The organism is Thiohalocapsa sp., assembly GCF_019695415.1.
Lineage (GTDB): Bacteria > Pseudomonadota > Gammaproteobacteria > Chromatiales > Chromatiaceae > Thiohalocapsa.
Genome location: NZ_JAIFKJ010000135.1, coordinates 1 through 9972, shown reverse-complemented (window position 1 = coordinate 9972; position 9972 = coordinate 1). Strand labels below are relative to the sequence as shown.

Annotated in this window: 10 protein-coding genes and 1 pseudogene; 3 read left to right on the top strand and 8 right to left on the bottom strand. The window is 68.2% G+C overall.

All coding sequences use genetic code 11. The annotated features are described in order from the left end of the window. The 3 genes and pseudogenes from I6U14_RS03410 to I6U14_RS03400 all read left to right on the top strand — a co-directional run. Positions 1-287: pseudogene (locus tag I6U14_RS03410) on the top strand (hypothetical protein); the annotation flags it as partial. A 9-nt stretch (positions 288-296) separates the two neighbouring features. Then, the gene (locus I6U14_RS03405) at positions 297-1112 is read left to right on the top strand and encodes a mechanosensitive ion channel domain-containing protein (protein WP_296896893.1); all 816 of its coding nucleotides are present in this window, start codon (positions 297-299) and stop codon (positions 1110-1112) included. A 140-nt stretch (positions 1113-1252) separates the two neighbouring features. After that, entirely contained in the window at positions 1253-2290 is a 1038-nt protein-coding gene (locus I6U14_RS03400) for a type IV pilus twitching motility protein PilT (RefSeq protein WP_296896892.1), read from the top strand. 62 nt (positions 2291-2352) lie between these two features. On the opposite strand, the gene I6U14_RS03395 is transcribed toward I6U14_RS03400, so the two are convergent. The 8 genes from I6U14_RS03395 to gshB form a co-directional block, all read right to left on the bottom strand. Continuing rightward, positions 2353-3648: a dihydroorotase gene (locus I6U14_RS03395; RefSeq protein WP_296896890.1), complete on the bottom strand. Its 1296-nt coding sequence runs from the start codon at positions 3646-3648 to the stop codon at positions 2353-2355. Beyond that, positions 3641-4681 (bottom strand): aspartate carbamoyltransferase catalytic subunit, encoded by a 1041-nt coding sequence (locus I6U14_RS03390; RefSeq protein ID WP_296896888.1) that lies wholly within the window; start codon positions 4679-4681, stop codon positions 3641-3643. Before I6U14_RS03390 ends, I6U14_RS03395 begins: the two co-directional genes overlap by 8 nt. After that, positions 4678-5259 carry a bifunctional pyr operon transcriptional regulator/uracil phosphoribosyltransferase PyrR gene (gene pyrR, locus I6U14_RS03385; RefSeq protein ID WP_296896886.1) on the bottom strand — a complete coding sequence of 194 codons (582 nt, stop codon included), beginning with the start codon at positions 5257-5259 and terminating at the stop codon, positions 4678-4680. Before pyrR ends, I6U14_RS03390 begins: the two co-directional genes overlap by 4 nt. Beyond that, on the bottom strand, positions 5256-5714 hold the full coding sequence (ruvX, locus tag I6U14_RS03380) for a Holliday junction resolvase RuvX (RefSeq protein ID WP_296896884.1): 459 nt from the start codon (positions 5712-5714) through the stop codon (positions 5256-5258). Before ruvX ends, pyrR begins: the two co-directional genes overlap by 4 nt. A gap of 100 nt (positions 5715-5814) precedes the next feature. Continuing rightward, a complete protein-coding gene (locus I6U14_RS03375; RefSeq protein WP_296896883.1) occupies positions 5815-6378 on the bottom strand; it encodes a YqgE/AlgH family protein in 564 nt (187 codons plus the stop codon). Between the two features lie 52 nt (positions 6379-6430). Then, a complete protein-coding gene (locus I6U14_RS03370; RefSeq protein WP_296896881.1) occupies positions 6431-7414 on the bottom strand; it encodes a TonB family protein in 984 nt (327 codons plus the stop codon). Positions 7415-7421: 7 nt separating this feature from the next. Further along, a complete protein-coding gene (locus I6U14_RS03365; protein WP_296896879.1) occupies positions 7422-8474 on the bottom strand; it encodes an FAD:protein FMN transferase in 1053 nt (350 codons plus the stop codon). A 100-nt stretch (positions 8475-8574) separates the two neighbouring features. Next, positions 8575-9528: a glutathione synthase gene (gene gshB / locus I6U14_RS03360; RefSeq protein ID WP_296896878.1), complete on the bottom strand. Its 954-nt coding sequence runs from the start codon at positions 9526-9528 to the stop codon at positions 8575-8577. Between the last annotated feature and the right edge of the window lie 444 nt (positions 9529-9972).

The following is a 9972-nucleotide window of genomic DNA, read 5'->3' as shown; positions in this document are numbered from 1 at the left end:
CACCTCTCTGGGGGGGAGGTGCCGCGGGGCCGGGCCTCCGCGCCGGGCCGGGCGGGACGGGCGGCTTGGTGCTGCATGCCCCCCTCCTGCACAACGGCCTTCCTCGGCCTCTGCTTGCGGAGCTGCTGCCATTGCCCGCCTTCCGGGTGCAGGGCGCCCTGCACAGGCTCGCCGCGGCCGGTGCTATTGTGGAGACCCCCGCCGGCGACTTGCGCATCAGCGCGGCCGGTTATGCACCGGCGCGCGACCTGCTCCAGGCTCAAGGCTTTCTGATGGACGACTTCTGAGGGCACGACATGGATCAGAACCTCGGCAGCATTTTCAAGCACCTAGGTACGGGCGCCCTGCTGGACTTGGCGCTTATCCTCGCGGCGGCTGCCGCGCTCATCCTGCTGCTCCAGAAGACCCTGCCCTGGCTTGCCAATCGGCTGCGCGGACGCCGTCGACACGCGCTGCTCGCCATGGTGCCGCTATTGCGGCTCATCATCATCGTCGGCGCTTTCCTGCTGGCCCTGCCGAAGGTCATCGAGCCGTCGTTCCAGAACATGTTGGCGGTGCTGGGCTCGTTGGGCTTGGCGCTGGGCTTCGCGCTCAAGGACTATGCGAGCAGCCTGGTGGCGGGCATCGTCGCGGTGGGCGAGGCCCCTTACCGCAACGGCGACTGGGTGGAGATCGACGGCGTCTACGGAGAGGTCACTCACGTGGGCGTGCGCGCCCTCCAGCTGGTTACACCCGACGACAACCTGGTGACCATCCCACACCAGAAGCTTTGGGACGGGGCCGTCAGTAACGCCAACAACGGCCAGCCGCAGCTGCAATGTGTCGCGGATTTCCATCTGCACCCCGAGCACGACGGCGCCCGGGTGCATGCGGCGCTCTACGACGTGGCACTGACCAGCCCCTACCTCGCCTTCGAGCAGCCCATCGCCGTGGTGGCCGAGGAGCAGCCCTGGGGCACGCGCTACCGATTGCGGGCCTATCCCATCGACGCCCGTCAGCAGTTTCGCTTCACTACTGACCTGACGCTCCGCGGCAAGGCGGAGCTTCTGCGGCTCGGCGTCGCCTTCGCAACTGCGTCTCCGGCGCCTGACCCGGCACCGTTACAGGACTGACCCGGAGGCGCATGTCCTGACGCCGCAACGTCGTTCTTGGAACGGTCCACCGGCTCCGCGCTATGCTTGCACTTTGGTTGCCATCAGGGAAACGCTGATCCTGCGAAGGTGATCAGCCCGATGCCTACCGGGAGGCCGCTGTGGATATCGCCGAGCTCCTCACTTTCTGTGTCAAGAACAAGGCCTCGGACCTGCACCTATCCGCCGGGCTCCCGCCGATGATCCGCGTGGACGGCGACATCCGCCGCATCAACGTACCGCCGCTGGAGCACCGCACGGTGCATGCGCTGGTCGACGACATCATGACCGACAAGCAGCGCAAGGACTACGAGGAGCTACTGGAGACGGACTTCTCCTTCGAGATCCCGGGTCTCGCCCGCTTTCGCGTCAACGCCTACAACCAAAAGCGCGGTGCGGCAGCGGTTTTTCGCACCATCCCGTCCAGGGTACTGACGCTCGAGGACCTGGACGCCCCGGAGATCTTCAAGGACATCGTGAGTGTGCCGCGCGGGCTGGTGCTGGTGACAGGCCCCACGGGCTCCGGCAAGTCGACCACGCTGGCGGCGATGATCGACCACATGAACGACAACCATTACTCGCACATCCTCACCATCGAAGATCCCATCGAGTTCGTGCACACCAGCAAGAAGTGCCTCATCAACCAGCGCGAGGTAGACAAGGACACGCTGGGCTTCAGCGAGGCGCTGCGCTCCGCCCTGCGCCAGGACCCGGACATCATACTGGTGGGCGAAATGCGCGACTTGGAGACCATTCGCCTGGCGCTCACGGCCGCCGAGACCGGCCACCTGGTGTTCGGCACCCTGCATACCAGCTCCGCCGCCAAGACCGTCGACCGCATCGTCGATGTCTTTCCGGCTGCCGAGAAGACCATGGTGCGCTCCATGCTCTCGGAGTCTCTACGCTCCGTGATCTCACAGACGCTTCTCAAGAAGGTCGGAGGCGGGCGCGTCGCCGCCCACGAGATCATGATCGGCACCCCGGCCATCCGCAACCTGATCCGCGAGGACAAGGTCGCGCAGATGTACTCCGCGATCCAGACCGGCCAGGCCAGCGGCATGCAGACGCTGGATCAAAACCTGACGGATCTCGTGAAGCGCGGCCTGGTCACGAAGGCCGACGCACGCGTCAAGGCCCAGCATAAGGAAACCTTCCTGTAACCAATACGACGGCCGGGGCTAGAACCTGCCTGCACGACCGCGGCCCCTGCTTTCCCTCGGGCTCAAACAGCGGCAGCGTCGAAGACCACCTGCCCGGCGAACAGCGTGAAGCGCACCCGACCGGTCATCTCCGCACCCCGCAGCGGTGTATTGCGGCCGCGGCTCACCAGCGTGTCGTCTCCTACCACCCAGCGGGCCTCGGGGTCGAACACGCACACATCCGCGACAGCGCCGACCTGCAGCCGTCCCACGGGGCGGTCCAGAATGGCAGCGGGGTGACAGGTGATGCAGGCGAGTGCGTCGCACAGGTCCAGCACACCCTCGCGCACCAAGCCGAGCACCAGCGGCAGCAGGGTCTCCAGCGCCGACATGCCCGGTGCCGTCTGCGGGAAGGGATTGAGCTTGGCGTCCGGCTCGTGCGGCTGGTGGTCGGAGCAGATGGCCGTGATCTCACCGGCAGCCACAGCGGCGCGCAGGGCATCCCGGTCGGCGGCGGTTCGCAGCGGCGGTATCAGGCGCGCATCGGCATTGAAGCCGGCCAGGGCGTCCTCGGTGAGCCAAAGCTGGTGGGCGGCGACGTCGGCGCTCACGGGCAGCCTGCGTGAGCGGGCTTCCGCCAACATGGCCGTGGCCCGGCCCGTGGACAGGCCCCGGAAGTGCACGCGGGCACCGGTCTGCTCTGCCAGCGCCAGATCCCGGGCGACGCCGAGCACCTCTGCGGCCTCCGGGATGCCGGGCAGGCCGAGCTGGGTGGCCATGCGGCCCTCGTGCACCAGGCCGCCCTCGCTCAAATAGGCATCGGCCGGGTGCAGAAAGGTACAGAGCCCGTAAGTGGATGCGTATTCGAGTGCCCGGCGCAGTACCCGGGTGTCGCGTACGGGGCGGTCGGCATTGCTCATAACGGGGCAGCCCGCGAGCTTGAGCGCCGCCATTTCGCTGATCTGCTCGCCGTCTAGCCCGCGGGTCAATGCGCCCGCCGGCAGCACCCGCGCGTGGCCGCGCTCTTCCGCGAGCTGGCGGATCAGCTGCGCCACCGCCGGCGTATCTACCGGCGGCAGGGTGTCCGGCGGACAGCAAAGCGTGGTGATGCCGGCGGCGGCGGCGGCGCGGGTCTCGCTCGCGACCGTGGCCTTGTGCTCGCAGCCGGGCTGGCGCAGCCGTGCGCTCAGGTCCACCAGGCCGGGGCAGACGACGAGCCCGGTGGCGTCGATGATGCGCTGCGGCTCGAAGTCGGCTGGAGGCGGACCGAGTCCCGCGATGGCGCCGTCGGCCAGGTGCAGGTCTGTGACCTCGTCAAGGCCGGCGGCGGGGTCGATGACCCGCCCGCCACGGATACTGACGGCGGGGCTGTCAGGCATCGGCCGCCTCCGCAGGCGCGGTCTCTCCGGCGGCCCGCAGCCATAGGTTCTGGGTGCTGATGCACATGGACATCACGGCCATCCGCACCGCAAGCCCATTGCTCACCTGCTCCAGGATCACCGAGCGCTCGCCATCCGCGACGCTGGAGTCCATCTCTACGCCCCGGTTAATGGGGCCTGGGTGCATGACGATGACATCGGGGGCGGCGAGGGACAGGCGCTTCTCAGTGAGGCCGAACAGGTGGAAATATTCATGCTCGCTCGGCAGGAAGCCGCCGGTCATGCGCTCGTGCTGCAGGCGTAGCAGGATGATGACATCCACACCACGAAGCCCGGCGCGCAGGTCGTGGAAGACGCGCACGCCGAGCGCTTGCTGGGCCCGGGCCGGGATGAGCGTGCTCGGCCCGATGACGCGCACCTCGGCGACGCCCAGGGTGTTCAGCGCCGTGATCTGTGAGCGCGCTACCCGCGAGTGCAGTATGTCGCCGATGATGGCCACCGTCAGCCCGGCAAAGCCGCCCTTGTGGGCGCGGATGGTGAACATGTCGAGCATCGCCTGGGTGGGGTGCGCATAGCAGCCGTCGCCGGCGTTGATCACGGCAACAGAGGGTGCCGCATGCGTGGCGATGAAGTGCGCCGCGCCGCTGTCGGCGTGGCGCACGACGAACATGTCCACATGCATTGCTTCCAGGTTGCGCAGTGTGTCCAGCAGCGTCTCGCCCTTGGCGGTGGCGGAGGTGCTGATGTTCAGATTCAGCACGTCCGCGGACAGGCGCTTGGCGGCCAGCTCGAAGGTGGTGCGGGTGCGGGTGCTGGTCTCGAAGAAGAGGTTGGCGATGATCTTGCCCCGGCAGAGCGGCACCTTTTTCACCGCCTGCTGCGCGACGCCGAGGAAGCCCTCGGCGCGGTCCAGTATGTCCGTAAGCAGGGCACGGTCGAGCCCATCTAGGGTAAGGAAATGCTTCAGGTTGCCGTCCGCGTCCAGTTGCAGCGCGGCGGCCTGTGCCGGCTGACTCGGGCTATTGGGGATCATGAGCCGGCGGCCTCGCTGCCGCCGCTGCGCCCTGCGGGCGGGCTGCCGCGATGGAGCGTCAAGGGGTCCGGGCCCGCGAGCTTCAGGTGCTCGCCCGGCGCCAGATCCGCATGCAGGCCAACCACGTTGGGCTCGATCGGCAGCTCGCGCCCGCCGCGCTCGGCGAGCACCGCCAGCAGCACCGATGCCGGTCGGCCGTAGTCGAAGAGCACGTTCAGCGCCGCGCGTATGGTCCGCCCGGACTGGAGCACATCGTCCACCAGCACGACGTGGCGATCGTCCACGGCCACCGGCAGGTGCGACGGGCGCACGCGCGGGTGCATGCCGATGCGGGTGAAGTCGTCGCGATAGAAAGAGATGTCGAGATGCCCGAGCGGCTCCGTCAGCCCGAGCAGGGCGTGCAGGCGCTCGGCCACCCAGACCCCGCCGGTGTGGATGCCGATCATCAGTGCCGACGTTGCACCACGCGCCCGGAGCAGGGCTTGCAGCTCCTGCGACATGCGGGCGATGGCGGTCTCCACCGCCGCCGCGTCCCGAAACAGTGCCGTGTTGGCGATGGGTGGCTCGTTGGGGGTCATGGGCGCACTTCGGTGAGCCAGGTTTCCAGGATCAGCTTGGCGGCGTAGGCGTCGAGTGCGTCCGCGTCCCGGCTGCCGTGTTGTCGCCGTTTACCCCGGCCGGCATCGGACCCCGGGAAGCGCCCTTCACTGCTGAGGGCGCGCTCGGCGGCGATGGTGGTGAGGCGCTCGTCCACCAGGTGCACCGGGAGGGCGAAGCGCCCCGTCAGCTGGCGGGCGAAGCGGCGTACCGGTACCGCCAGGGTCTCTTCTTCGGTGTCGTCCATGTTGAAAGGCAGCCCTAGCACCGCGGCATCGGGGCGCCACTCGCGGATCAGCGCCTCAATGGCGGCCCAGTCCGGCTTGCTGCCGCGGTGGCGCAGCGTCGTCAGCGGGCTCGCGGTGCGGGTGACCGTCTGGCCGACGGCGACACCGACCTTACGGGTGCCGAAATCGAAGCCGAGCAGCGTGCCCAACGCATCTCGCCCAGGGCTGCTCTAGGCGCCCCGGCCGGCGTCGGCACAGCCGACGTCGCGCAGCCGCCTAGCCCCTAGCCGCTCGGCCCTAGGCCCTGCCTCAAGCATGCCCCGCCTCGCCGCTCAGCAGGTTGAGGTCGATGCCGAGCAGCCGCGCGGCGGCGAGCCAGCGCTCGCCGGGCGGCCGGGAGAAGATGATCTGGCCGTCCGCCGGGCCGCTCAGCCAGGCGTTGGCGCTCAGCTCCTCTTCCAACTGGCCCTCGCCCCAACCGGCGTAGCCAAGGGCGACGAGTCGCTGCTCCGGGCCCTGCCCGTTGGCGATGGCCTCCAGCACGTCCCGCGACGTCGTCACGCGGATGTCTGGTGTCACCGTCAAGGTGGAGTCGTATTCCTTGGGGCCGGAATGAATGACGAAGCCTCGATCGGTCTGCACCGGACCGCCCAGGAAGACCTGGGTCTCGGCAATCCCGGGGACATTGGGCTCAATGTCGAGCTGGTCGAGCACCTCACCGAGCTTGATGTCCATGGGCCGGTTGATGACGATCCCCATGGCGCCCTGCTCGGTGTGCTCGCAGACATACGCGACAGTGCGCGAGAAGTTCGGGTCTTGCAGGCCCGGCATCGCGATGAGGAAATGATTGGTCAGCGACGTGGCAAAGCTCATGGGGATAGTATCCCGGCCCGGTCGCACCCTGGCAAGCGAGCCTGCGGGCTCTTCAGTCGTTCCAGCCCAGCCGGTGATTGGGCTGGAACTGCCAGACGCGGGTGATGTCAAGCACGTCCGTCTCCGCCTTGATGTCGTCCGGGAAGGGTGCGAAGGGCGCCGCCAGCTGGACGATACTCACCGCCGCCTGATCGAGCACCTCGTGGCCCGAGGATCGCACCACCCGTACCCCCTCCAGGCTGCCGTCGGCGCGCACTGCCACGTGCAGGATCAGGCTGCCGAAGAGCGCTTTCTCCTTCGCCTCTTGCGGATAGTTCAGGTTGCCGATGCGCTCTACCTTGCGCCGCCAGGCGTCCAGGTAGGACGCATAGCGGTACTCCTTGGTGTTGGTACTGATGGCCTTGCGGCGCTCGCGGCCGGTGCGCTCCTGATCACGGGCTTTGACTCGGGCGTTCAGGGCTGCGATCTCGTCACCGCGGGTGGCGAAGATGGTGCGGGCGTCGGGTGCAGGCTTCCGCGCTGGCGCCGCGGTTGCGAGCTCTGGCAGCGGCACCTCGGCACCGAGGTCCGAAAGCATGCCGACCATGGCGTCTGCTCCGGTATCGAGGAGATTACGCGTGGGCTGCGTGTGGACCTCGCCGTCGGTGCCGGTGCCGGAGTGATCCGTCGGCGGTAACGCGGGTGCGCGGTCTTCGGTGTCTGCCCGGTCGGCCGTGTCTGCCCAAGTCGAGGCCGCCGCGCTGCTGTCGGCAGTTACCTCCGGCAGGGGTGCCTGGGTGTCGCCTGCTCGGTCCACCTGGGCACGCCCCGCATCGGCCGGCGTATCGGCGGGGCCGCGCGCGGGCTGTTCGACGGTCATCACCTCCAGGGTGCGCAGTGGCGGCGGTACAGGCTCCGGCAGCTCGAAGCGAAGTCCCAGCAGCAGCGCCAGGTGCAGGAGGACGGCGATGCTCACGGCGAGGAGCATAGGCCCGCGCAGCGCGGCGGTCGTCCCGCCCCAGTGACCAAACGCCGTGCTTGGGGAGGGGCCGTGCATGGGCGAGTCAGGCGCTCGGGTCGCCCGAGTCCACGGGCGTCGCGACGGGCTCGGTGATGGCGATGTCGTTGCGGTCGTCGAGGAGCTCGATGCGCTCGGCCATCTCTGGTGTCATGTGCACCGTGCCGGCGTCGTCGATGAGCAGGACATAGCGCAGGTTGAGTCGCGCTGCGACGTCCCGCCAGTCCGCCATGCCAGCCACCATCAAGGCGTCGGCCGCGGCGTCGGCCACAGTGGCGGAGCCGTCGTGCATCACGGTCACCGCCTGCAGACCGGTTGCGGGGCGGCCGGTGCGCGGGTCGATGATGTCGTGGTAGATCTGGCCCTCGTAGATGAAATTGCGCCCATGCACGCTGCTGGTGAAGATGGCCGTGTCGCCCACCACATCGATGATGCCGAGCACGCCCGTGCCGCTGCCGCGTCGCACCGGCACCCGCCAGGGCCGACCGGCGCGGTTACCCATGGTGCGCACGTCGTCGCCTTTGTTGAGCATGGCGTGGCGGATGCCACGCTCGCGGAGGTTCTCCATGGCAAGGTCCATGGCGTAGCCCACCGCGATGCCGTCGAAGTCGAGCCGGACCGCTTGGTTGTCACTCTGGAGCATGAGGCCGTCGAGATAGAGATCCGCCATGCTCGGCGCCGCCGATACCAGGCGCTCGATGGCGGCATCCGCTGGCGGCGGTCGGCACTCGGGCTCCGCGGCGTGGAAGCCCCAGAGCTTGAGCAGGTGGCCGATGGCCGGATTGAAAAGGTTGCGGCTCTCGAGTGCCAGCACTTGGCTCTGGCGCAGCAAGGGCAGCAGTGACGGCGGCGCGGCGAAGGGCTCGCCCTTGGGCAGCAGCTCATTGACGCGGATCATCGGTCCGGGCGCCCACGCGTTCGTGGCATAGTCCAGGAAGCGAAAGTCCTCCTCCACCTCCGCCGAGGCGCGCTGGGCATCCTCTTTGAGCTTGCCGACGATGCTGAGATCTACCGCGGCATCGAACGCGATGAACTGCGTCGTGTAGACGGGCGTCTCGGCGCCGCGGCAGCCTGCGAGCAGGCTGACGAGCAGGGCCATCAGCAAGACAAGCACCGGCCAGGACGCCCACCTCGCGGCCGTCGCGTCGGCGACAGCTTTGTTTAGCGCGCGGCCCACCATGGCTGGGGCGCGGGGCCGCTCAGCGGGCACCGAGACGGGCCTCAATGCAGGCCAGCAGGTCGCCGGCAACGTCGGTGCCGTAGGCGCGGTCGATCTCGCGGATGCAGGTGGGGCTCGTGATATTCACTTCTGTCAGGTAGTCACCGATGACATCGAGGCCGGCGAAGAGCACGCCCCGGGCGCGCAGCTCTGGGCCCACCCGGTCCGCAATCCAGCGCTCGCGCTCGTTGATGGCCGCAGGCTCCGCCCGAGCCCCGGCGGCCAGGTTGCCGCGACCGCCTTCCGCCGACGGAATACGGGCCAGCACATAGGGCACGGGAGCGCCGTCCACCATCAGCACCCGCCGGTCGCCTGCAGTGATTTCCGGGATGAAGCGCTGGGCCATGCAGAAGCGTGCGCCATGGTCCGTCAGCGTCTCGATGATGACGCCCGTGTTCGGATCCCCGCTGCGGACGCGGAAGATGGAGCGCCCGCCCATGGCGTCCAGAGGCTTCAGCACGGTATCGCCATGGGCGGCGATGAATTCCAGCAGCACCGCCGAGCTGCGCGTGACCGTGAGTGGTGGTGCACAGTCCCGGAAGTGCGCCGCGAAGACCTTCTCGTTCGCATCACGCAGGGTGCGCGGGTCGTTCACCACCAGGCAGCCCTCGGCGGCCGCAAGCTCCAGCAGATAGGTGGCGTAGACGTATTCCATGTCGAAGGGCGGATCCTTGCGCATCAGCACCGTATCCAGCGCAGCCAGGGGACGCCGCTCAGCCTCTCCCAGCGTGAACCAGCCGGCAGGGTCGTCGCTGACACTGAGCGGGCGCATGCGTGCCTGCGCCGCCCCGTCCAGCAGGAACAGGTCGCCGAGCTCCATGTACCACAAGGACCAGTTACGCCGTTGGGCTGCCAGCAACATCGCGAAGGTGCTGTCCTTCGCGATCTTGATGGAGCCGATGGGGTCCATAACGACGCCGACTTCTCGCTTCATGCGTTCAGTTTACCCCAAGCGCCGGGGCGACTCAGCCGTTGCCACCCCGCCTTTGACGCGTCGTTGCCGTCTGTGCGAAACACCGGCGAACCGTCTGAGCGGCGAAGAAGTGTTGGCTGTAAGTTGCCCGACATCCCGCAACACCTGGCGACAGGCGGCATCGCGTGCAGAGCCCAAAAAAGAAACCCCGGCGCTCGGGGGAAGCAGCCGGGGTAACGTTTCCCGAGTGTCTCGGGAAAAGGTCCGCCGGGAGGGGGAAGCCCGACGGACCCGCGCCGATCAGCGCCTACTTAAACAGAGTGCTCGGCGGGGGATTTGTTCCCTGGAATTCAAACGAGCGCTTGAAACTTGCTGCCGCGTCGAGCCGTCTGTCTGTGCAGCCACCAGAGCGCGGATTCGGTTCCGCCCTGCAGCGCTGCGCGCTCTGCTCGGCTCGCGTTAGGG